Source organism: Bacillus sp. 05T22 (assembly GCF_056396765.1).
The window spans coordinates 85139-107363 of sequence record NZ_JBFTMC010000001.1 but is presented as its reverse complement, the minus strand read 5'-3'; the positions used below and the strand labels follow the sequence as shown (position 1 = coordinate 107363).

Annotated in this window: 26 protein-coding genes; 16 read left to right on the top strand and 10 right to left on the bottom strand. The window is 35.6% G+C overall.

The annotated features are described in order from the left end of the window. The first annotated feature begins 101 nt into the window (after positions 1-101). The 4 genes from AC1DIT_RS00555 (at position 102) to AC1DIT_RS00540 (ending at position 3155) form a co-directional block, all read left to right on the top strand. Positions 102-650 carry a peroxiredoxin gene (locus tag AC1DIT_RS00555; RefSeq protein WP_003199933.1) on the top strand — a complete coding sequence of 183 codons (549 nt, stop codon included), beginning with the start codon at positions 102-104 and terminating at the stop codon, positions 648-650. A 74-nt stretch (positions 651-724) separates the two neighbouring features. After that, on the top strand, positions 725-1183 hold the full coding sequence (locus tag AC1DIT_RS00550) for a TlpA disulfide reductase family protein (protein ID WP_016116083.1): 459 nt from the start codon (positions 725-727) through the stop codon (positions 1181-1183). A 352-nt stretch (positions 1184-1535) separates the two neighbouring features. Then, positions 1536-2402 (top strand): cytochrome d ubiquinol oxidase subunit II, encoded by an 867-nt coding sequence (locus tag AC1DIT_RS00545; RefSeq protein WP_016116081.1) that lies wholly within the window; start codon positions 1536-1538, stop codon positions 2400-2402. 87 nt (positions 2403-2489) lie between these two features. Further along, positions 2490-3155, top strand: coding sequence for a potassium channel family protein (locus AC1DIT_RS00540; RefSeq protein ID WP_003199938.1), 666 nt, complete (start codon positions 2490-2492; stop codon positions 3153-3155). A 50-nt stretch (positions 3156-3205) separates the two neighbouring features. On the opposite strand, the gene rnjA is transcribed toward AC1DIT_RS00540, so the two are convergent. Together rnjA and AC1DIT_RS00530 are read right to left on the bottom strand one after the other, a co-directional pair. After that, a complete protein-coding gene (gene rnjA / locus AC1DIT_RS00535; RefSeq protein ID WP_016133228.1) occupies positions 3206-4873 on the bottom strand; it encodes a ribonuclease J1 in 1668 nt (555 codons plus the stop codon). 3 nt (positions 4874-4876) lie between these two features. Then, complete coding sequence (locus tag AC1DIT_RS00530) at positions 4877-5089, bottom strand: DNA-dependent RNA polymerase subunit epsilon (RefSeq protein WP_016116080.1); 213 nt, start codon at positions 5087-5089, stop codon at positions 4877-4879. Between the two features lie 594 nt (positions 5090-5683). Between AC1DIT_RS00530 and AC1DIT_RS00525 the strand changes: the two genes are divergently transcribed. Further along, the gene (locus tag AC1DIT_RS00525; RefSeq protein WP_016116079.1) at positions 5684-6457 is read left to right on the top strand and encodes a Cof-type HAD-IIB family hydrolase; all 774 of its coding nucleotides are present in this window, start codon (positions 5684-5686) and stop codon (positions 6455-6457) included. Positions 6458-6524: 67 nt separating this feature from the next. On the opposite strand, the gene def is transcribed toward AC1DIT_RS00525, so the two are convergent. Next, a complete protein-coding gene (def, locus tag AC1DIT_RS00520) occupies positions 6525-7079 on the bottom strand; it encodes a peptide deformylase (protein ID WP_003199945.1) in 555 nt (184 codons plus the stop codon). A 192-nt stretch (positions 7080-7271) separates the two neighbouring features. Further along, positions 7272-7421 carry a YjcZ family sporulation protein gene (locus AC1DIT_RS00515; protein ID WP_018764787.1) on the bottom strand — a complete coding sequence of 50 codons (150 nt, stop codon included), beginning with the start codon at positions 7419-7421 and terminating at the stop codon, positions 7272-7274. 512 nt (positions 7422-7933) lie between these two features. On the opposite strand from AC1DIT_RS00515, the gene pdhA reads away from it, so the two are divergent. The 4 genes from pdhA to lpdA all read left to right on the top strand — a co-directional run bounded on the left by pdhA (position 7934) and on the right by lpdA (position 12827). After that, the gene (gene pdhA, locus AC1DIT_RS00510) at positions 7934-9049 is read left to right on the top strand and encodes a pyruvate dehydrogenase E1 component subunit alpha (RefSeq protein WP_000536894.1); all 1116 of its coding nucleotides are present in this window, start codon (positions 7934-7936) and stop codon (positions 9047-9049) included. Positions 9050-9052: 3 nt separating this feature from the next. After that, on the top strand, positions 9053-10030 hold the full coding sequence (gene pdhB / locus AC1DIT_RS00505; protein ID WP_000068166.1) for a pyruvate dehydrogenase complex E1 component subunit beta: 978 nt from the start codon (positions 9053-9055) through the stop codon (positions 10028-10030). Positions 10031-10122: 92 nt separating this feature from the next. Then, a complete protein-coding gene (locus AC1DIT_RS00500) occupies positions 10123-11409 on the top strand; it encodes a dihydrolipoamide acetyltransferase family protein (protein WP_016131898.1) in 1287 nt (428 codons plus the stop codon). A 5-nt stretch (positions 11410-11414) separates the two neighbouring features. Beyond that, positions 11415-12827: a dihydrolipoyl dehydrogenase gene (gene lpdA / locus AC1DIT_RS00495; RefSeq protein WP_016116077.1), complete on the top strand. Its 1413-nt coding sequence runs from the start codon at positions 11415-11417 to the stop codon at positions 12825-12827. 340 nt (positions 12828-13167) lie between these two features. On the opposite strand, the gene AC1DIT_RS00490 is transcribed toward lpdA, so the two are convergent. After that, positions 13168-14385, bottom strand: coding sequence for an alginate O-acetyltransferase AlgX-related protein (locus AC1DIT_RS00490; protein WP_016116076.1), 1218 nt, complete (start codon positions 14383-14385; stop codon positions 13168-13170). Between the two features lie 13 nt (positions 14386-14398). Next, a complete protein-coding gene (locus AC1DIT_RS00485; RefSeq protein WP_016116075.1) occupies positions 14399-15793 on the bottom strand; it encodes an MBOAT family O-acyltransferase in 1395 nt (464 codons plus the stop codon). A gap of 269 nt (positions 15794-16062) precedes the next feature. Here AC1DIT_RS00485 and AC1DIT_RS00480 point away from each other — a divergent pair, with 269 nt between their 5' ends. Continuing rightward, positions 16063-16299 (top strand): hypothetical protein, encoded by a 237-nt coding sequence (locus tag AC1DIT_RS00480; protein ID WP_476997998.1) that lies wholly within the window; start codon positions 16063-16065, stop codon positions 16297-16299. On the opposite strand, the gene AC1DIT_RS00475 is transcribed toward AC1DIT_RS00480, so the two are convergent. Then, positions 16296-16688: a DUF1885 family protein gene (locus tag AC1DIT_RS00475; protein WP_016116074.1), complete on the bottom strand. Its 393-nt coding sequence runs from the start codon at positions 16686-16688 to the stop codon at positions 16296-16298. The two genes, AC1DIT_RS00480 and AC1DIT_RS00475, sit on opposite strands and share 4 nt — an antisense overlap. Positions 16689-16823: 135 nt before the next feature. Here AC1DIT_RS00475 and AC1DIT_RS00470 point away from each other — a divergent pair, with 135 nt between their 5' ends. The 4 genes from AC1DIT_RS00470 to AC1DIT_RS00455 all read left to right on the top strand — a co-directional run bounded on the left by AC1DIT_RS00470 (position 16824) and on the right by AC1DIT_RS00455 (position 17828). Continuing rightward, positions 16824-17120 carry a DUF3055 domain-containing protein gene (locus tag AC1DIT_RS00470; protein ID WP_003199960.1) on the top strand — a complete coding sequence of 99 codons (297 nt, stop codon included), beginning with the start codon at positions 16824-16826 and terminating at the stop codon, positions 17118-17120. Between the two features lie 193 nt (positions 17121-17313). Beyond that, positions 17314-17442 (top strand): GapA-binding peptide SR1P, encoded by a 129-nt coding sequence (locus AC1DIT_RS00465; RefSeq protein ID WP_003199961.1) that lies wholly within the window; start codon positions 17314-17316, stop codon positions 17440-17442. A 61-nt stretch (positions 17443-17503) separates the two neighbouring features. Next, a complete protein-coding gene (locus AC1DIT_RS00460) occupies positions 17504-17635 on the top strand; it encodes a GapA-binding peptide SR1P (RefSeq protein WP_016116073.1) in 132 nt (43 codons plus the stop codon). 64 nt (positions 17636-17699) lie between these two features. Then, the gene (locus AC1DIT_RS00455) at positions 17700-17828 is read left to right on the top strand and encodes a GapA-binding peptide SR1P (RefSeq protein ID WP_006095810.1); all 129 of its coding nucleotides are present in this window, start codon (positions 17700-17702) and stop codon (positions 17826-17828) included. A gap of 34 nt (positions 17829-17862) precedes the next feature. Here AC1DIT_RS00455 and AC1DIT_RS00450 read toward each other — a convergent pair whose 3' ends face one another. Together AC1DIT_RS00450 and AC1DIT_RS00445 are read right to left on the bottom strand one after the other, a co-directional pair. Continuing rightward, complete coding sequence (locus tag AC1DIT_RS00450) at positions 17863-18693, bottom strand: protein-glutamine gamma-glutamyltransferase (protein ID WP_016116072.1); 831 nt, start codon at positions 18691-18693, stop codon at positions 17863-17865. A gap of 75 nt (positions 18694-18768) precedes the next feature. Further along, the gene (locus AC1DIT_RS00445; RefSeq protein WP_476997997.1) at positions 18769-20241 is read right to left on the bottom strand and encodes an aminotransferase class I/II-fold pyridoxal phosphate-dependent enzyme; all 1473 of its coding nucleotides are present in this window, start codon (positions 20239-20241) and stop codon (positions 18769-18771) included. Positions 20242-20851: 610 nt separating this feature from the next. Here AC1DIT_RS00445 and AC1DIT_RS00440 point away from each other — a divergent pair. Continuing rightward, positions 20852-21121: a UPF0223 family protein gene (locus AC1DIT_RS00440; protein ID WP_016116070.1), complete on the top strand. Its 270-nt coding sequence runs from the start codon at positions 20852-20854 to the stop codon at positions 21119-21121. An 80-nt stretch (positions 21122-21201) separates the two neighbouring features. Here the strand turns inward: AC1DIT_RS00440 and AC1DIT_RS00435 are convergent, their stop codons facing one another. After that, positions 21202-21828 carry a YktB family protein gene (locus AC1DIT_RS00435; protein ID WP_476997996.1) on the bottom strand — a complete coding sequence of 209 codons (627 nt, stop codon included), beginning with the start codon at positions 21826-21828 and terminating at the stop codon, positions 21202-21204. Positions 21829-22035: 207 nt separating this feature from the next. Here AC1DIT_RS00435 and AC1DIT_RS00430 point away from each other — a divergent pair, with 207 nt between their 5' ends. Next, positions 22036-22224, top strand: a complete 189-nt coding sequence (locus AC1DIT_RS00430; RefSeq protein WP_001250169.1) for a hypothetical protein — start codon at positions 22036-22038, stop codon at positions 22222-22224. Position 22225 lies beyond the last annotated feature (1 nt).

Genomic DNA, 22225 nt, shown 5'->3' with positions numbered 1-22225 from the left:
TTTTATAATAATTATCAAATAAAATTGACTAAAAACTAATTCCTCTTATATAATACAAGAGTAGACAATATATGATAAAAAATTTACGGAGGTTKATACATATGGCAGAACGTATGGTAGCAAAACAAGCGCCACGATTTGAAATGGACGCTGTTATGCCAAACAAAGAATTTGGTAAAGTAAGTCTTGAAGAGGTTATGAAACAGGACAAATGGACGGTACTTTTCTTCTATCCAATGGACTTCACTTTCGTATGTCCAACAGAAATTATCGCACTTTCTGATCGTTATGATGAGTTCGAAGATTTAGATGCAGAAGTAATTGGTGTATCTACTGATACAATTCACACTCACTTAGCTTGGATTAACACTGACCGTACGAAAAACGGTTTAGGTGAATTAAAATACCCTCTAGCTGCTGATACAAACCATGTAGTATCTCGTGACTACGGTGTATTACTTGAAGAAGAAGGTATCGCACTTCGTGGTTTATTCATCATTAGCCCAGAAGGCGAATTAATGTACCAAGTTGTACATCACAACAACATTGGCCGTGAAGTTGACGAAGTAATTCGTGTTCTTCAAGCTCTTCAAACTGGTGGACTTTGCCCAGCAAACTGGAAACCAGGTCAAGCAACTTTAAACGTTTAATTTTATTGTGAAATATAGGAGGGTCTAACAATATTTTGTTAGGCCTTTCTCTACATTCGTAAGGGGGGAAAATCATGAAATTACGTCAACCAATGCCTTCTTTAGACGGCGCAACAACAGTGTTAAATGGAGAAGTAGTACGTGAATCACTAATTGGCGAAAAGCCAACACTTATTCATTTCTGGTCAGTTAGTTGTCACTTATGTAAAGAAGCAATGCCAGATATTAATAAATTCCGTGATGAATATAAAGAGCAGTTAAATGTTGTTGCAGTTCATATGCCACGTTCAGAAGAAGATTTAAATCTTGAGCAAGTGGAAGCAGTTGCAAAAGAGCACGGAATATCCCAACCAATTTTGGTGGATAACCAACACAAGATTGCCGATGCATTTGAAAATCAATATGTACCAGCTTATTATGTATTTGATAAAAATGGTGTGCTTCGTCATTTCCAAGCAGGTGGAAGTGGAATGAAAATGCTAACAAAACGAGTAAATCGTGTGTTAGATGAAGCGGAAAAAGAAGCTGAATAAGATGGGAAGCTTTCTCTTTACATGCTAGATGGCTTGGAAGGAGAAGTTTCTTTTGATATGTGCAAAGCCTCCTTTTCATTAGGAGGTTTTTGTTTTATTACGCTATTCATGGGTGGTAAGAACTCCACCTCAACATGCAGCGAAAGTAATGAAGTTAGGTGGGGGGAAGCAACCTCCATTGATTAAAATTTCACTTTATAAATAGTAGGATAAATGAGAAATGGGACTTGTACATACTAATTTAGAAATAAAAATCTTACTGAAGGAAATGGAACTGTATGTTTTAGTTTACTTTTTATGCGATAAATGTGTAAAATCAATGTGATATATAGAAAAAAGGGTGGGGAATCAGGTGCAGATTGGCAGTGCAATCTTGTGTTTCTTTTTATACGCATATGTTATTATTGCAGCAGTTTATTTCGGGATAAGTTTTTACGCATATCGCTTAACGAATAAACGCGGATATGAAGAAACATATAAATGGGTGAAAGGTTATTTATCACCAGTATTAGAGATTATGAATGGATTCGTTCTTTTTTTATTTATTGGTCTAATTGCCTTTTCGACAAGTCTAGTTGGAAATAAGACAACATTATTTGTAATTGGTGTCACTATTTTTATGCTTTTAGGAATTCGAATAGGAAATGCTGTGTTTTGGAATGAAAGGAAAATTGACGGATGGACAGGTATGCTGATTCCAAGTATGTTAGCAGCTATTGTTACGAATATAGAACATGAATATAATCAGTTACATTTTTGGTTAATCATCGTATTAACAATTCTTTCTGTCCTGTATATAAGTACAGCATTTTTAACGTATTGCGCAAATGAAAAAGGTGATTTTAATGGGATTCGATTTTTTCGGAGTCGAGCGTTATTTTGGAGTGTTCCCACGATGTTAGTCATTGGAATCATTGCACTTGTTGTAAATGGATATAACTTTGCAGGATGGCAAGTGTTTTTAGAGACCTGGTGGATATTTATTATTTCATTTTGTGCATTTTTAGGAGCAACTCATTATTTATTTCATCAACAGCATTATAAATGGGCGCTCTTATTTGCTTTTACACAGCTCTTATTTGCCTTTTTTGGTCAAGAAACATTATTATTTGTGTTTCAAACGTTTAGTTCGTTTGGAAATATATTTGTTTTTGGTATGCTCATTTGTATTATTGCATTTTATTTGCAGCAGTATTTCTATATACAAAAGCAAAAATAAGTATACGTTGATTGCTAGTCTTTGTGGCGAATATAAAGTATGCTACAATAAAAGTAGACAGGACTTGATGTTATTGGAGGAATTCATGTGAGTGAGAAAGAGAAAGAATTTGCTGTCATCGGACTTGGACGTTTTGGAGGCAGTATTTGTCGTGAATTAGCTCAATTAGGTATGGAAGTAATGGCAATTGATTCTGATGAAGACAAGATAAATGAATTTGCAAATATTGCTTCGCATGCAGTGATTGCAGATTCAACAGATGAAATGGTCTTAAAGAGCCTTGGAATTCGCAATTTCGATCATGTAGTTGTTGCGATTGGTGACAATTTAAATGCGAGTATTTTAACGACTCTTATTTTAAAAGAATTAGGCGTGAAAAATATTACTGTTAAGGCTCAAAATGATTATCATGAAAAAGTGTTAACTAAAATAGGAGCAGATCATATTGTCCATCCTGAACGCGATATGGGAAAACGAATTGCGAATAATATTGCTTCAAGTAACGTATTAGATTACTTAGAGCTTTCAGATGAGCATAGTATTGTAGAAATTATCGCAAATAAAAAAATTGATGGCCACTCTTTAATTGAACTAGATATTCGTGCGAAGTTTGGATTAAACATTGTGGCAATTAAGCGAGGGAAGGAAGTTATTGTTTCTCCTCGAGCTACAGAAAATATTCAATCAGGAGATATTTTAATTGTAATTGGTCATGATGATGAAGTGAATCGTTTTAAGCACTTCTTACGATAGGATATAATGTGAAATAAAAAAGGACAATGCTCGCAAGCATTGCCCTTTTTTTATATTTCCATAATGATTGGTAAAATCATTGGACGGCGTTTGGTTTTTTCATACAAGAATGGTGCTAATGTATCTGTAATCTCATTTTTAATTTCAGACCATTGTGTTGTCTTTCGCTCCATTACTTTTTCTAAATGAGTAGTAATTAAAGTTTGTGCATCGTTGATTAAATCGCTACTCTCACGCATATAAACGAATCCACGAGAGATAATATCAGGTCCTGCTGCAACTTTAAATTCTTTCATATCAATGCTGACAACTACGATAACAAGTCCTTCTTCAGAAAGAATACGACGGTCGCGTAGTACAATGTTACCAATATCACCAATGCCGTTTCCATCAATATAAACAGAGCCGGATGGGATTTTTCCAGCAACGTTTGCTTCATCTGAACGTAAGGCAAGAACATCACCATTGTCCATAATGAAGCAATTTTCTTCTGGAATACCACAATCGTTTGCCAATTTCATATGCATACGTTGCATGCGAAATTCACCATGAATTGGCATAAAGTATTTAGGTTTAATGAGACGTAGCATTAACTTCTGTTCTTCTTGTCCACCATGTCCACTTGTGTGAATGTTTGAAAGTTTACCATGAATAACATCAGCACCAGCACGGTATAACATATTAATTGTACGGCTTACGCTAACTGTATTCCCTGGAATTGGTGAAGAAGAGAAAACAACTGTATCACCAGGGATAATTTGAATTTGACGATGTGTACCGTTAGCAATACGAGAGAGTGCTGCCATTGGTTCCCCTTGACTACCTGTGCATAAAATAACAACTTTATTAGCTGGTAGGCGATTTAGTTGAGACGCTTCTATAAATGTATCTTTTGGACAGCGAATATAACCAAGATTATGACCAATCTCAATTGCTGCTTCCATGCTTCGGCCAAATACAGCTACTTTACGATTGTTTTCAACAGCAGCTTCTACAACTTGTTGTAAACGATGAATATTGGACGCGAAGGTTGCAAAGATAATACGTCCTTCCACTTTGCGGAAAATATCTTGAATGCTATCACCGACGCGGCGTTCAGACATTGTAAAGTTAGGTACTTCACTATTGGTACTATCAGATAAGAGACAAAGGACACCATCTTTACCGATTTCTGCCATTTTTGTCAAATCTGCTGGTTCCCCTACTGGTGTGAAATCAAATTTAAAGTCTCCCGTATGAACAATTTGCCCTTGCGGTGTTTTCACAACAACTCCATATGAATCTGGAATACTGTGCGTCGTACGGAAGAAGGAAACAGATGTCTTTTTGAATTTAATAACATCGTCTTCTTGAATTTCGTAAAGTTTTGCTTTACGAAGTAATCCGTGCTCTTCTAACTTGTTTTTAATTAAGGCGATTGCCAATTTCCCACCATAAATTGGGATGTTCACTAGGCGTAATAAATAAGGGATTCCACCGATATGATCTTCGTGACCATGTGTGATAAATAACCCTTTAATTTTATCTTCGTTTCGTACAAAATAAGTGTAATCAGGAATCACGTAATCGATTCCGAGAAGTTCGTCTTCTGGAAATTTAATTCCAGCATCAATTATAATAATTTCATCTTGAAATTGGACAGCATATGTATTTTTGCCGATTTCACCGAGTCCACCAAGAGCAAAAACGGCCGCCTGATCATTTTTTAGGAATTTCATAAATTATACGATCTCCGTTAATGTTAAATCAGCATTTTGCTTTTCGTATTCAAGATGAGCGCCAGTAACAGATTGGACAAACTCAATATTATATGCGAACTTTTGTAATTTTGTACGAACGTCTCTTTGAGATTCTGCTTCTAAATATAAAACTTTTGTATTTTCACGTACTGGAACCTCAGTCATTTTTTCTTGATAGAATACTTTAAAAATCATTGGGAAAACCTCTCCTTGTCTATGTTTTGCATTATCTGTTACCTATTATAAAGCAAATAGTCATGATTTTCATGTTTTTTCGAATGAGAATGAAGAAAAAGCCCGAAATGGGCACGATTTAAGCCATGGTCTTTTTACGGACTAAATCGTTTAAATATCGTTTTAACTTTTTCTTCAGCTTCTTCAGCATGATTACTCCTTCCTTTCCTTATTTCAAACATGCATACTTATTTTTTGTTTATCAGTAGTAACTCTTCATCTCTACATACTAGGAAATCATAGAAGAGAAATGAGGGAAGTGCTGTCCGGATAATTCAAGGGTTTTATTGGCTCGTGCAGATGTAATCTTATGTTACGTTTTTGGCTCTCACAGGCAGTATGCCCCTCAGTTATGAATATAGTATGAGATAGATTAGAAAAGAAAATTCATTCAAACAAACATCAATGTTCTTTTGATAGTATATGCATATTGTGCGAATAAGGTTAGGAAGTGAACGCTTTCTTCACAGATGTTTAATATGTTATACTTTTTTTTAGGATTTGAAAAGAAATAGTCAAGGTAGGAACATAGAAGGGCTAGAAAGGGTTTTGAAAATGAATGATAAAATCGTCTTTTTTGATATTGATGGAACATTACTAGATCATGATAAAAAAATTCTACAATCTACAAGAGAAGCCGTGCGTATGTTGCAAGAAAAAGGAGTACATGTGGCAATTGCGACAGGGCGTGCGCCTTTCATGTTTGAAGATATTCGTAATGAGCTTAATATTCATAATTATGTGAGTTTTAATGGCCAATATGTTGTATTTGAAGATGAGGTTATATTTAAAAATCCGCTACATCCTAATACGTTACATACATTTACAAGATTTGCAAAGCAAGAGGGATACCCGCTTGTTTATTTAGATCATAAGGATATGAAGGCAACAGTAGAATATCATGATTATGTAAAAGAAAGTTTCGGAAGTTTGCAGTTTGAACATCCAGTATATGAACCAGGTTTTTATGAAAATCGTGATATTTATCAAACGCTTCTTTTTTGCCAAGCAGGTGAAGAAGAAAAGTTTCTTCATGATTATCCAGATTTTCACTTTATTCGTTGGCATGCGTATTCGATGGACATTATCCCAAATGGTGGTTCAAAAGCAAAGGGAATTGAAAAGTTTATTGAGAAATTAGGATTTAAACGTGAACAGGTCTATGCTTTTGGAGACGGGTTAAATGATTTAGAGATGATTGAAGCGGTAGGAACAGGTATTGTGATGGGGAATGGTCATGAGGATTTGAAAAAACTTGCTAATTATGTGACGAAAGATGTTAGTGAAGATGGGATTCTTCACGGCTTACAGTGGGCTCATTTATTGTAACAAAAGAGTATGGGAACCATTTCATTATAAAAAAAGCAGGAGCTAAAGCTTCTGCTTTTTTGTTATTTTATCTTTCGAATGGTTTTGCATCATCAGGGGATGCAAAAGGGTTTTCTTGATTAATGTGGTCATAGAACATTACGCCGTTTAAATGATCAATTTCATGTTGAAATACAATCGCTGGTAACCCTTTTAAACGTAATTTTACTTCTTCACCATCGATAGTAGTCGCTTTAACTGTGATTCGTGTGTAACGCGGAACGTAGCCGGGAACTTCACGATCTACAGATAGGCACCCTTCGCCGCCCGATAAGTATGTACGTTCAACGGAGTGACTAATAATTTTTGGATTGAATAAAGCATAGCTGTATAATGTCTCATTTGTATCAGTAACATGAACAGCAATCATTCTTTTTGAAATGCCAATTTGTGGTGCAGCAATCCCGATTCCTGGACGTAAATTATATTTTTCAACCATTTCAGGGTGTTGACTGTTTATTACAAGTTCGATCATTTCTTTAAGAGTACGTATATCTTCTTCACTTGCTGGCAGAGGTACTTCTTCTGCTACTGCTCGTAGAATGGGATTTCCTTCACGAATTACATCATTCATTGTAAGCATTCACAATCTCTCCTTTCTCCTTTAGTCTACCAAAGGAGCTGAAAAAAGTCATGATAAAGTACATAGCCTCTATATATAATTGGGGCGAATTAAGAGTATGCTGGGTGCGGCACTTTCTTCATCAGAGTTCGTTTAGTAAAAAGAAAAGACGGCATAGCCGCCTGTTTCTTTCTATAGTTGTTTTGTTTTACATTAACGAATGCAAGCAGCACCAACGATAATTAAAAGGATAAACAATACAACGATTAAGGCAAAGCCGCGTCCGGATCCTCCTCCGCAAGAACCTCCATAGCCATAGGAAGGATATGAACAAGTTGGATAGCAATATGTGTATCCGTACATGAGATGACCTCCTTCATCATTTCCCGCTAACACTGCGGTTATTATAATGTATGGGAGAGTGATTAGGAGTGTATAGACATTCGCCTAGAAAAGGAAGAAGTGATTGCATATTTTTGTTGTAAAGAGAGAAAAACTAAGAAGAATTAATCGTTTACATATTATTCTACGATGAAAAGATGGTTAAAAAGGGAATAATATAACAGTAGGTTATTGCTTACTAATACAGATGTGAAAATGAAAACACCTATGTACAGTAGAAACCTCAATGTTATTCATAAAAAAAACGTAACCAAAGTAATTGACATCGTGATTAGAATAGTTGTAAACTAAAAAACGTGATCAAGATTGTATTAATATGTTTCTGAAAAAACATTAGTACAGATTGTTAGGTACACAAAATTATTCTCAACCGGCGAGGTTTCCTGTCGGTTTACATGGTTGCGTTTTCTTTCTAGCTAATTGCTAGTGAAAGCGTTTCAGAATATGGTTCAAGAGAGGAAGAGGTGAACGGAATGGGTACTAAAACAAAAAAGACCCTATTTAATGTTGATGAGCAAATGAAAGCTATCGCAGCTCAATTTGAAACATTACAAATTTTAAATGAAAAAGGCGAAGTTGTGAATGAAGCAGCAATGCCTGAATTAACTGATGATCAATTAAAAGAATTAATGCGCCGTATGGTGTATACTCGCGTACTAGATCAACGTTCTATTTCTTTAAACCGTCAAGGACGTTTAGGTTTCTACGCACCAACAGCTGGACAAGAAGCTTCTCAATTAGCAAGTCATTTCGCACTTGAAGCAGAAGACTTCATCTTACCAGGATATCGTGACGTTCCACAATTAGTATGGCATGGTTTACCATTATACCAAGCATTCTTATTCTCTCGTGGACACTTCATGGGTAACCAAATGCCTGAAAATGTAAATGCACTTGCTCCACAAATCATCATCGGTGCGCAAATCATCCAAACTGCTGGTGTTGCGTTAGGTATGAAATTACGTGGTAAAAAATCTGTTGCAATTACTTACACAGGTGACGGCGGCGCTTCTCAAGGTGACTTCTACGAAGGTATGAACTTTGCAGGTGCATTCAAAGCTCCAGCAATCTTCGTTGTTCAAAACAACCGTTATGCAATTTCTACTCCAGTAGAAAAACAATCTGCAGCAAAAACTGTAGCGCAAAAAGCAGTAGCAGCAGGTATTTACGGAATTCAAGTAGACGGTATGGACCCATTAGCTGTATACGCAGCAACTGCTTTTGCTCGTGAGCGCGCAGTAAATGGCGAAGGTCCTACTTTAATCGAGACTTTAACATTCCGTTATGGTCCACATACAATGGCTGGTGATGACCCAACTCGTTACCGTACAAAAGATATCGAAAACGAATGGGAACAAAAAGACCCAATCGTACGCTTCCGTGCATTCTTAGAAAACAAAGGCCTATGGTCTCAAGAAGTAGAAGAGAAAGTAATTGAAGAAGCTAAAGAAGATATCAAACAAGCAATTGCTAAGGCTGACCAAGCTCCAAAACAAAAAGTTACTGATTTAATGGAAATCATGTACGAAAAAATGCCTTACAACTTAGCTGAACAGTATGAAATTTACAAAGAAAAGGAGTCGAAGTAAGCCATGGCTCAAATGACAATGATTCAAGCAATCACTGATGCTTTACGCGTTGAAATGAAAAATGACCCTAACGTACTTGTGTTTGGTGAAGACGTTGGTGTAAACGGCGGTGTATTCCGTGCTACTGAAGGTTTACAAGCTGAATTCGGTGAAGACCGTGTAATGGATACTCCACTTGCAGAGTCTGGTATTGGTGGACTTGCAGTTGGACTTGCACTTGAAGGATTCCGTCCAGTTCCAGAAATCCAATTCTTCGGTTTCGTTTATGAAGTAATGGATTCAATTTCTGGTCAATTAGCTCGTATGCGTTACCGTTCTGGTGGACGTTGGACTGCTCCAGTAACAGTTCGTTCTCCATTCGGTGGTGGTGTTCATACTCCTGAACTACATGCTGATAGCTTAGAAGGATTAGTGGCTCAACAACCTGGTCTAAAAGTTGTTATTCCATCTACTCCATACGATGCAAAAGGTCTTTTAATCTCTGCGATTCGTGACAACGATCCAGTTATCTACTTAGAGCATATGAAATTGTACCGTTCATTCCGTCAAGATGTACCAGAAGGCGAATACACAATTGATTTAGGTAAAGCTGATATCAAACGTGAAGGTACAGATGTATCTGTTATCGCTTACGGTGCTATGGTTCACGCTGCATTAAAAGCTGCTGAAGAACTTGAAAAAGAAGGTATCTCTTTAGAGGTTGTTGACTTACGTACAGTTCAACCATTAGATATCGAAACAATCATTGCTTCTGTTGAAAAAACAGGCCGCGTAGTTGTTGTTCAAGAAGCTCAAAAACAAGCTGGTATTGCAGCAAACGTTGTAGCGGAAATTAACGACCGTGCAATCTTAAACTTAGAAGCTCCAGTTGTACGTGTTGCAGCTGCTGATACAGTATTCCCATTCTCTCAAGCTGAGAGCGTATGGTTACCAAACCATAAAGATATTGTTGAAGCTGTTAACAAAGTAATGAACTTCTAATTGTAGTTTTTCATGTGCAAAAGAGATCAGCACATGCTGATTTCTTTTGTGCTTATTCCATAATAATGATATGAATCAGGGGGCTGAATTCCGTGGCATTTGAATTTAAACTACCAGATATCGGTGAAGGTATCCACGAAGGTGAAATCGTAAAATGGTTTATTAAACCAGGCGATGAAGTAAACGAAGACGACGTACTTCTTGAAGTACAAAATGATAAAGCAGTTGTAGAGATCCCTTCTCCAGTTAAAGGTAAAGTACTTGAAGTACTTGTAGAAGAAGGTACAGTTGCAGTAGTAGGAGATACTTTAATTAAGTTTGATGCTCCTGGATACGAAAACCTTAAATTTAAAGGTGACGACCATGACGATGCTCCAAAAGCAGAGGAAGCAAAAGCAGAAGCTCCAGCAGCAGCTACTCCAGCTCCAGCAGCAGCTGAAGAAGTAGTAAACGAGCGCGTAATTGCTATGCCATCTGTACGTAAGTACGCTCGTGAAAAAGGTGTAGACATTCATAAAGTAGCTGGCTCTGGTAAAAATGGCCGCGTTGTAAAAGCTGACATCGATGCATTTGCAAATGGTGGACAAGCAGTAGTAGCAACTGAAGCTCCAGCAGTAGAAGCTCCAGCAGCAGCGAAAGAAGAAGCACCAAAAGCACAACCAATTCCAGCTGGTGAATACCCAGAAACTCGTGAGAAAATGAGCGGTATCCGTAAAGCAATTGCAAAAGCAATGGTTAACTCTAAACACACAGCTCCTCACGTAACATTAATGGATGAAATAGATGTAACAGAACTTGTTGCTCATCGTAAAAAGTTCAAAGCAGTTGCAGCTGACAAAGGTATTAAATTAACTTACCTTCCATACGTTGTAAAAGCTTTAACATCTGCATTACGTGAATTCCCAATGTTGAATACGGCTTTAGACGATGCTTCTCAAGAAATCGTTCATAAACATTACTTCAACATCGGTATCGCAGCTGATACAGACAAAGGTCTATTGGTACCAGTTGTTAAAGATACAGATCGTAAATCTATCTTCACAATCTCTAACGAGATCAATGAGCTTGCTGGTAAAGCACGTGACGGTCGTTTAGCTCCAGCAGAAATGAAAGGTGCTTCTTGCACAATCACAAACATTGGTTCTGCAGGTGGACAATGGTTCACTCCAGTTATTAATCACCCAGAAGTAGCAATCCTTGGTATTGGCCGTATCGCTGAGAAACCAGTTGTGAAAAACGGTGAAATCGTTGCAGCTCCAGTATTAGCATTATCTCTAAGCTTTGACCATCGTTTAATTGACGGCGCAACTGCTCAAAAAGCATTAAACCAAATTAAACGTTTATTGAACGACCCACAATTATTAGTAATGGAGGCGTAATAACAATGGTAGTAGGAGATTTCCCAATTGAATTAGATACAGTCGTTGTTGGTGCAGGTCCTGGTGGATATGTTGCAGCAATTCGTGCAGCACAATTAGGTCAAAAGGTAGCAATTATTGAAAAAGCTAACCTTGGTGGCGTATGCTTAAACGTTGGATGTATTCCTTCTAAAGCATTAATCAATGCAGGTCATCGTTATGAGAATGCAAAACATTCTGATGACATGGGTATCACTGCTGAGAACGTAACAGTTGATTTCACAAAAGTTCAAGAATGGAAAAACGGCGTAGTTAAGAAATTAACTGGCGGTGTTGAAGGCCTTCTTAAAGGTAACAAAGTTGAAATCATTCGCGGTGAAGCTTACTTCGTAGATGCTAACACATTACGTGTAATGACTGAAGATGCAGCTCAAACTTATACGTTTAAAAATGCTGTTCTTGCAACTGGTTCTACACCAATCGAAATTCCTGGATTCAAATATTCTAAACGCGTTATCAACTCTACAGGTGCTTTAAGCTTACCTGAAATTCCTAAAAAACTTGTTGTAATCGGCGGCGGTTATATCGGTATGGAATTAGGAACTGCATATGCTAACTTCGGTACTGAAGTTACTGTAGTAGAAGCTGGCGATGAAATTTTAGCTGGTTTCGAAAAAGCAATGAGCACAGTTGTTAAACGTGCTCTTCAGAAAAAAGGTAACGTAAACATCCATACAAAAGCTATGGCTAAAGGCGTTGAAGAAACTGAAAACGGCGTAAAAGTTAGCTTCGAAGTAAAAGGCGAAGTACAAACTGTAGAAGCTGATTATGTATTAGTAACTGTAGGTCGTCGTCCAAATACTCAAGAAATTGGTCTTGAGCAAGTTGGAATTAAAATGACTGACCGCGGTATCATCGAAATCGATGAGCAATGCCGTACAAACGTACCAAACATCTATGCAATCGGTGATATCGTTCCTGGACCACCATTAGCTCACAAAGCTTCTTACGAAGGTAAAGTAGCTGTGGAAGCAATTAGTGGACATGCATCAGCTATCGATTACATCGGAATTCCTGCAGTATGCTTCACTGATCCAGAATTAGCATCTGTTGGTTACACTAAAAAACAAGCTCAAGAAGCTGGAATGGAAGTAGCGGTTTCTAAATTCCCATTCGCTGCAAACGGTCGTGCGTTATCATTAAACAGCACAGACGGTTTCGTACAACTTGTAACACGTAAAGAAGATGGCCTTCTTGTAGGTGCACAAGTTGCAGGTGCAGGCGCTTCTGATATTATCTCTGAGATTGGTTTAGCTATCGAAGCTGGAATGACAGCTGAAGATATCGCTCAAACAATCCATGCTCACCCAACATTAGGTGAAATCACAATGGAAGCAGCGGAAGTTGCTCTTGGAATGCCAATTCACATTGTAAAATAATATGAAATAGATAAAAAACCACTTTCTAGATATTAGAAGGTGGTTTTTTATGTTAGGTAAGCCTTTTTAATCTTCATGCTAGAAGGAAATAAAGTTATTAGGATGAGATAGAGGATTGAATTGGGGGAAAGAATAATGTTATTAATAGAAGTTACATTTTATCTTCCCATTCGTAGATAGTAGTGTAGTAACGCACATCTAATGAAAGCAAAGAAGCTGTCAAGATAAGTGATCTATAAAATCCAAGTTCTCGAGGACTGAATGAAATTTCAGTGTACTATGGAGAAAATAAAAACAACAAATAAGAGGTGATTCTTCGTCATCTCTTATTTGTTGTTTTTTATTGTTCATTTTTAAATTGGTACATTTCTGGGCTTATACTAGAGTCATTATACAGGAATAGTATGACATCAGGATTTAATTCTTTTAGATCTTTTATTATATTTTTACTAGCTGCAAATCGTGGATCGATAAATGTTATTTGTTCAAAATGCTGAGCAAATAAGGGATATGTTGCATCAGCATAAGAATCTTTGATAACTACAGCATGTAATTTGTTTTTTGCTTTCGAATTTAAGATATTAATTTGTGCATAGTCATTTTGATAGACCATTGCATAAGTTGGTGCGGGTTGTTTTTTATCTATTGCAAAGAACTCTTTCATTGGCATTTTAGTCGATTGCTCAGATACAGGTCCGATATATACTGTATAATCATCCCATGCATTTGGATTTTGCTTTAATTGTACATAAGGGATTTGTTCAGGAGTTTTTATTAAATTATACAGTTGTTTATTCCAACTTCCAATAAAATCTCCATTAGGTTTTTCAGTAATGAATTTATAATTATCTCGATTTACTTTATCATCTTTATATATCTTTGAGTGATCAGATATATAATTCATTGCATATTCATATCCATAAAACGCACCTTTCATATTCCAATGATGGTCTGTTTTAAAGTATAAACTTTCTAACTGTTCACGGCTAAACTCTTTTTGGAAGAATGGCAGAACATCGATAACAGGAAAGTTTATATTATTTAATGCTTGTACAAGGTAATCGCGATGTTTTTGGTCATATCCACGATCTACGTATGGTGGATATCTATATGAAAATGTCGTTAGTTTACTTGGTGCTAACATAAAATAAAACTCAGTTTTTGGAAACTGATTTCTTAAATTATCTAATTCATTCACAGATTGCTTCATTTGTTCACGTTCATCAGTTTTTGTTGGTTCAGATAGAATAAAACCATCGTTTGCAACATATTTTTGATTTATAAATGTTCGGTTGAAGTGCATTTGTAAATTTGTATATATTTCAATAAAGAAATCTCGACCTGCAATATGATCTGTAAAGTGTAACTCGGTATCTTTGAAGTATTTTCCTGATTTTAAACCATCTTTAGTTAAGACAGGATCAATAGCTAGATCCCTATTTTCAAAATTAGAAAAGGTTTTTTTATCCAAGTAAATAATTTTTCCAGTCCATATACACATTCCGAAAATAACAATTAAAAATCCTGTAATTAATATACGGTTGTTTAAATTTTTCATAGCTACCCCTCCTTTAAAAGCGGAAGTAAATAAATGGATTATACGTTGCATTTGTTAAATACATCATAACGATTATTAGCACACTTAAATAATAAAGTGGAGATAAAATTACTATCCTTTTTGTTGAAAGCATAGTTTTCAACAAAGAAAAAATTGGAGCTGAAGTAACAATTGCCAGGAGAAAAATTCCCCAATAGTTCATGACATAGAAGTAACTCTTAATGTCAGTTAATGGTCCATTTATTCCAAACATTGTTTGGAGAAATTCAAAACAGTAAGCAAAATTATCAGCTCGGAAGAAAACCCATCCAATGATTACTAAAAACATAACGTATATATGTTGGACCGGGCGCCACATATTTTGCAACACTTTCTCAAAACCGGCTTTTTCTAAAGCAATGAGACATCCGTAATAAATTCCCCAAATCATAAAGGTCCAACTAGCTCCATGCCAAAAACCTGTTAGTGCCCATACGATAAAAAGATTACGATAGACTTTCCAGCTGGATACTCGGTTTCCTCCAAGTGGAATATAGACATAATCGCGGAACCACGAACCAAGTGAAATGTGCCAACGACGCCAGAATTCAGAAATAGATTTTGAAATATATGGATAATTGAAATTCTCTAGAAAATCAAATCCAAACATTTTTCCTAATCCAATTGCCATATCACTATACCCAGAAAAATCAAAATAAATTTGTAGTGTATAAGCGATAGCACCAATCCAAGCGGTAGAAACACTCATGGTTGCTGGATCCATGGCGAAAATTTCATCGGCAATAGCGCCTAATTGATTAGCGATTAACACTTTTTTCCCTAACCCGATGATAAAACGTCGAACTCCTTCAGAGAATTTATCGGCATCAACTGTTCGGGTATGTAGTTGATGAGAAATTGTATTATAACGAACGATTGGTCCAGCAACTAATTGAGGGAAAACAGTAAAGTACAATGCGAGATCAAAAATATTACGCTGCGCATCTACTTTCTTCTTATATATATCAATGATATAACTCATAGCGTGGAAAGTAAAAAAGGAAATACCAATCGGCAATGGAATCTTTTCTAATACAATGTTTGTATGAAACATTGTATTTATATTATCGATTAAGAAATTAGCATATTTAAAATAACCTAAAATAGCTGTGTTTATAATAATAGCTAAAGTTAAGAGCGTTTTTCTACTAAGTATAGTTGCTCTTTCTTTGGCAAGCCAAATACCAAACCAATAGTTTATAAAAATAGAAAAGAGCATGAGAAATACATATATTGGTTCTCCCCACGCATAAAATAATAAGCTAAATAATAGAAGAACAATATTTTGCAATTCTTTGCGAACAGTGTGATATACAAATAACACTGCAGGTAAAAACAAACATAAGAATAAGAGGTTACTAAATACCATTTATGTTAAGTCCTTTCTGTAAGTTTATAGGCAGTCAGTAAAATATTATATCACAATTAAAGAAATATAAAGAGTTTAATCTTACTATATTATCTGTTTAATGGGAGTTCTTTGCTCTCATATGTAAAATCTTTTTTAAAAGAAGAAGCATCCTAGCTGTCCTTTAGATTTAGGGCAGCTAGGATGCTTCTTACGTATATTATGTAATGATTTTTTGAAATGCCCATATATATTGTAATAAACTAGGACATATGAAAGGGGGCAACGACTTGAAAATATCACTTGTTTCGATCTTTCATTTTATTATATGGAGCGGGTTTTCATTAGTGTTATTATTATCAAATCGTGATAAAGCACATTACAAAGTATTACTTTTTTTTATATTTTTTTATTTAGCTTATGTTATTGCACATTTTATGTTGCACTCCAGAAAAGAGGCAGTTTGTTGCASCATTGGAAATAGTATGTTCTTTTTTTTCATTAAATATCTCTTTTTCACAGGTTAGCGTTTATAAAAATACATTGTTCTTCCATTAAATAACCTTAATTCACCTTCTAATTTCTTGGCTAAAAAACGGCAGAATTCATTCGCTTTTCCTTTATCTCCAAATGTGGCAGTAGAAGGTAAGGAGATTTGAACGAAAGCTTGCTCGTTTTCTATTCCAACCCCCACATAAATAGAAGTATATCGATCATGACTAGATTTTAGCTCAAGTGTAGTATCAGACGTATCAAGTATTTCGTATGGAAATGCCACGCTAGTATATGCATAGCTAACTTGCACACCGGTTTGGGAAGTAATTTCTTTATAATAACGAAAAAGTTGTTTTACATCTTCTAATGAGATAGCTTGTTGTTTAGATTTAGGTACAAGTTTAATAAATGCATGTTGCATAAAGATTTTCCTCCTGACGTAATATATATATTTATTTTAACACTGTTGTAAATTTTTTGACAATTAAAAAGGGATCATTCCTCGTTTTGTTTAATATATACAAGTAGAAAGTGTTGTAAAGAAAGGAGGGAGTAAATGTTTGAAAAATTGTATGATGAGCATGAAAGTGTGAAGGTACGATTTCTAGGATTTATGACACATGAGAACCGTTATGACTTTGGGGTCATTTATACAAATATGTTTTTTGGGAAACCTCTTGTCGTGTGCATGCAAACTGGGAGAGCGACTCTACTAGGACAAGATGATGTGGATAATGTTCAACATTTACAACAGGTCTTTAAATTACAATCGGAGGAGGAGGCGGATGATTTAGCACAGTTCTTTAAGTTTCTTGTACCACCTACTTCTTTACATGCTGAATATGAAGAATAAACAAAAGGGAACAGTCGTACTTATTAAGATATGACTGTTTTTTTGTTATTGTCTCATACTAATGTAAAATAAAATTTTTAATGTGTTATACTAAAAACCTATTGACGTAAAAAGTATAACATATTAAAATAAAGACAGAAAGTTAAGCGGTTACAAAAGTTTTTGGGATTATAAACTTAGGGGGAAATAAAAAATGGGAACAATCGTATGTCAAGATTGTGAAAGTACAATTGCACACTTCGAGGATGAGAAAGTAACGGTACTTTACGGGAAATGTGAATTTTGCGGATGTGATCACAAGGAGCATACAAAAGCCCAATAATATATAGGAATCTTGCAGCTGAAAAAGTTTTTAGGACCATAAACTTAGGGGGAAATGAAAAATGGGAACAATCGTATGTCAAGTTTGTGAAGGAACAATTGCACACTTTGAAGATGAAAAAACAACAGTACTTTATGGGAAATGTGGATCTCATTGTGAATGTGATCATAAAGAACATTCAAAAGCCCAGTAATATATAGGAAGTTTATGAATATAAAGATTTGAAACTATAAATGAAACTCAGGGGGAAATAAAAAATGGGAACAATTGTATGTCAAGCTTGTGAAGGAACAATCGCACACTTTGAAGATGAAAAAACAACAGTACTTTATGGGAAATGTGGATCTTGCGGATGTGATCACAAGGAGCATACAAAAGCCCAATAATTAAAAAAGGCGCCTGCATCTGCAGGCGCCTTTTTTAATAGATTGTAGTTGTATGACCAACCGTTGCAACAATTGCATCGTCCCTGATGGGAATAAATTTGAGTGTTGTTTGTAGATTATTAACAGAAGTATGTTGACTCATAAGACGGCTATCTATTCGCGTAATAAAATCTGTTAAATATGCTGAGATAAAAGCATATGGAATTCTTCGTTCATTCAATAGGTAAATAATTTGTTCTTTTGTCTTTACTCCTACACCATGACCATAAAAAAAGAAATTGCCTAAATAAATGGCATTCTCTCCTTGCCACTCAACCGAAGCTGGATTTACTTGTGGGTTTTTAAAGTAAACAAGATCGCCAGGAACGATATCCCCACCGGTTTTTGTCACCAGTTTTAAATCTTGATCATAATCCCATGTATATAGTAGAAGGTTTGCGAATAAGTGATTAAAGATTTGGTCATCATATAGAGCTAAAAGTGCTTTGTAAAAAATAATAATCATTGCTGTTGCACATTCTGTTCCGTATTTTTTCCCGTTTTTAAAAATATCTCGTATTGCGACGGAGGGTGGTACATTTGGGAGTAGTTGAAACCCTCCCAGTGGTGTCCTTTGCCAAAATTCAGGGTTACAATAGGACTCTTGGAATGTACGGAATTGAAGTCCGCTTTGAAAGAGTTCTAAGGCAGATGTAATAATATAAATTCGTAAATTTAGATCGAAAATGAGTTCATCAGCCGTTCGGAATGCATATACTTCTTGATTTCCAGCCATAATGGCTAATATTTGTTGTTTCTCAGTAGCGAACGGTTCGTTTTCACTCGTGATATAAGGATGTACAATAGAACGACCAATCACAATCATAACTGTATCCCCACCTATACGTTACATTCTTTAGTATGGTATGAGTAAAAGAAAAAATGGTGAAAAAAAAGCCTATCAAATGATAGGCTTATATTCTTTAATAACGCGTAATGTTTGTAATGTCATGTCTTCGGGACCTTGTACTGGCAGACCCGCTTCTAAATTTTTATGAATGTAATCTAAGTTTTCTTGTGTAATAATTTCACCTGGAGTAAAGATTGGAATCCCTGGTGGATAAACCATTACAAAATCAGCTATAATGCGGCCAGCAGCATTTTCAAATGGGATGACCTCTGTCTCTGAATAAAAAGCATCTCGAGGAGAGAGGGCAAGTACAGGGATTTCTGGAATTTCAACTTGTACTTGAACACCTTTGTCCGCTCTATCTTTAAATGTAGTTGCTAGTTTTTGTAAGGCCTGGATGAGAATGTTGGTTTCATCCTCTGTATCCCCTAATGTAACGAGGCATAGAATGTTATATAAGTCCGAAAGCTCGACCTCAATGTTGTAATGTTCTCTTAACCATAATTCTGCCTCATGACCTGTAATCCCTAAATTTTTGACAGATACAATCAGTTTTGTTGGATCATAACTAAATGTTGCATCCGTACCTAACATTTCTTTACCAGGGCAGTATAGGTTTTCAATCTTATTTACAGTATTGCGGACATGTTCAGCTAACTGAATTGTTTTTGTGATTAATTCTTGTCCTTCAGTCGCAAGGCGTTTTCTGGCAACATCTAAAGAAGCCAATAGAATATAAGAAGTTGATGTTGTTGTAAGCATGCTAATAATAGATTGGACATGTTTTACATTCACAAGACCTTCTTTTACATTTAAAATAGAACTTTGTGTTAAGGATCCTCCTAATTTATGGACACTTGTTGCTGCCATATCTGCACCAGCTTGCATGGCTGACATCGGTAGTTCCTCATGAAAATGAATATGAACACCGTGAGCTTCATCTACTAGTACAGGTATATCGTAGGAATGAGCTAATTTTACAATTTGTTGTAAGTCTGCAGCAAATCCGAAATACGTTGGGTTAATAACAAGTAATCCTTTTGCATCTGAATGCTCCTCAAGTGCTTTTTTTACAGATTGAATCGTAATCCCGTGTGAAATACCGAGCTTCGGATCAATTTCAGRATGAATGAAAATTGGTTTTGCACCTGAGAAAATAATGGCTGACATTACAGATTTATGAACGTTTCGTGGTACAAGAATTTTATCACCTGGGCCACAAACGCTCATCACCATTGTCATAATTGCACCGCTTGTTCCCTGGACGGAAAAGAAAGTATGATCTGCACCGAACGCAGTCGCTGCTAAGTCTTGAGCCTCTTTAATCATACCTTTTGGATGATGTAAATCATCGAGCGGCGCGATATTAATTAAATCAATTGCTAATGCATTATGCCCAATAAATTCGCGAAACATAGGATCCATTCCTTGTCCTTTTTTATGACCTGGGATATGGAATTGAATTGGATTTCGCTTACTGTGCTCTACTAAAGCGGTAAACAATGGTGTTTTGTATTGGGACAATCTATACACCCCTTCTTCTTCGTAATATTTATTATGAATTGTTTTATGTTTATCTTGTTCAATAAGAAAGTTATTTCCCCTGTATAGTTATATAACCGTCTATAAGAACTTGAATTGTTCTACTTACCATTCAAAAATTTTGTCATGGAAGCTTCACTTTATTTTCAATAAAACAAAAGCATTATATCACCAATGATTATATATGTATAGGGAAAATTATTATTTTTATTATATGCATAATTAGTAGTAAGTTTATCCCATTATGTGTGAGTAATAAACGCTCGTCCTAGGCTTTAAAGAAAGCGAGAAGATATGTGGAATTTCAATAATAGAAGTTGCACTTTATCCTGCTGGTAGTCAGTCATATCTTTACGGCGAGATTTAGCGGAAGTAAAGAAGTTAGGTGAAGGGAAATAATACGTAAGGTTACATTTTTCAGGCGAATGAAGAGCTGTTTTTTAATTACCCTGTTATTTTTAATCTGGCAGGAGACAATTCCATAATAAAAGAGAAATAGTGTATAATGCAAAGTGGTTATAGCAAAGAAGGTTGGAAGTTTTATTTTTAAGGTAGCATAATGGTAGAAAATAAAAATGGATGAGGTGTACATATGGAATATCAATATCCACTTGATTATGATTGGTCAAATGATGAGATGATTGCAATCGTGACATTCTATGAGGCAATTGAAAAGGCGTATGAAAAAGGTATCGTTAGAGAAGAATTGATGAGATTATATCGTCGTTTTAAAGAAATTGTACCGTCGAAAGCAGAAGAGAAGAAAATTGATAAAGAGTTTCAAGAGATAAGTGGTTACTCTATATATCGGGCAATTCAAAAAGCGAAAGAAGTAGAAGAACAAAAGATTGTAAAAGTGTAAAAATATTTTGAAAATTAAAATTCAAAGTGCTATAATGGGATAACAACTAAAAACGGACAATGTACATTGTCCGTTTTCTACTATCGATTACAAATTTTATATAAAGGAAGGAGTGATTGCATCGTAGCTTCAACCTTTGTAAGAAATTGTTCATCAGTAAGTGTTGGAAATTCTTCTGGTGAGATGTGAATACCTACTAGTAACTCTGCTTTTTTTATAGTGGCTAAGCGTTCAATCATTTTTTGTAATTCATTTGCTTCAAGCATGTTATGCGGTTTTACACCTGGTTTAGTATGGTCAATGGACCAAACGAAGTCATTTGGWATATTTGTTTTTAAATCATTTAAATGTYCTAAGAAGGCATGAGCCGYYTCMACTTTYTGTGGACACTCATAGATTAAACCAAAGTATATGAAAGCGTGGGTTCCCCATAAACCGATTTGAAAATGTGGTAACATTTTATAACCGCGTTTATTTGTTGAAAAAGCAACCCAAGTATCGTTTGGTGGATTGACTTTACGACGTGCGTGTTTCGCTACATGATAGAAGAAAGTTTCACCAGTTTGTTCTGATAAATAATGAGAAAATTGTTCGCCTAGAGCTTCTAATTTAGGATGAATGTTTGTTTTAATAGCATCCATTCGCTCTTCAAGGCCATCAACAGAAAAGACTGCAAAGTCCTTTTCTTTAAATGTTTGTAATGTCATGACTGTTCCTCCAACTCCTAGTTTGTTTTTAATTTTAGCATAGCTTGTACTATTCATAAAAAAAATCAGCATAAAAAATTTACGTAAAAAAATATAATTTTGTTGCATAGATGATTTATCCAACATAATATAGTATAAAACAAAAAATCAGAAAATTAAATTAATTTCAGTCCAAGGGCAGACGAATATTGGGAGGAGGCAATAAAAATGAGACAGGTGATTAATGCGTTAAAGAGAACAGATGCTGAAAAAAGAATTCCGGTGCTAAGATTGGAGTTAGATTATGAATTAGCAACGCTATACGATGCAATGATGGAAAATGATAATCAGAAAAAAGAAGAGTGCGTGCAAAAATTAGAAGTACTAAGACTTGAAATGATTCGTTTAGAAGCATAAT